This is a genomic window from Vibrio sp. 1401, from assembly GCF_033340295.1.
This window is the reverse complement of record NZ_JAWOWF010000192.1, coordinates 1-919: the sequence shown is the minus strand read 5'-3', so window position 1 is coordinate 919 and position 919 is coordinate 1. Positions and strand designations below refer to the sequence as shown.

The 919-nt window shown below is 49.2% G+C and carries 1 pseudogene; it reads right to left on the bottom strand.

The features are described 5' to 3' along the window. Positions 1-919 (bottom strand): annotated as a pseudogene (locus R7Z77_RS24490) (guanosine-5'-triphosphate,3'-diphosphate pyrophosphatase); the annotation flags it as partial.

Genomic DNA, 919 nt, shown 5'->3' with positions numbered 1-919 from the left:
TGTCTGTTTGACGGTTCGATTCTATCTCTAACTCAGCAGCCGTAAGCGGGTTAGCTTCTAGCCATTTCGCATCAATGCTCAACGTCAGTTTATCACCTTCAGCCAATAGCTCGACTTGTGGTTCTAAGCTTGGGTTGCGGCGGTGGGTCAGTAGAACCGCAAGACGCAGCAAACGCAGCACGCGTTTGGCACTTGTTCCAGATATAGCATGTTGCTCTGGCAGTGAGCTTAGCTGCTCGCGGTAACGGCGTGCAATTTCACCAATAAAGAACTTCTGCGCACGTGTATAGCCTGGCAAATCGAGGTTTTGCAGTAAGTAAGCACTATGTTCACCGCCTTTTTTAAAGTCGATGGTTAGGCCAATTTCGTGCAATTTTGCTGTGGTTTCGAGCAGAACTTTACCTTGAGGCTCAGCAATCCACTCATCGCCACCGGCTTGCTCTAAAAGCTTACCAGCCAGCGTTGCCACTTGTTCACCATATTGGCAATCAAGCTGATAACGGCTTTGCACGCTACAAATGGTGCGAGCACGAATGTCATTTTGACGCAGCTCGTCGACCATTTCATAAACCAAGCCTTCACGCAGTGCGCCGCCCGCGAGTGTCATCGCATCGATTTCAAGTAACTCGAAAATCGCGATAAGAATAGACAGGCCGCTAGGGAAGACCAAGGCACGCTCAAGCGTTAAACCTTCGATGTCGAGCTCTTCCAAATGATCGGCTAGCATGGCTTGCTTTTGTAAACGCTTAAGTTTGGAGTGAGTAATTACTTCGTCCATACCCTGCGCCAGCATGATTTCTTGTAGCGCCTGAACGGTACCAGATGCACCTACGCACACATCCCAACCAAGATCGGTGTACTGTTCTAAGATTGGCTTGATGGTTTGCTTTGCGCCTTCAATCGCAGCTTCGAAGTTACG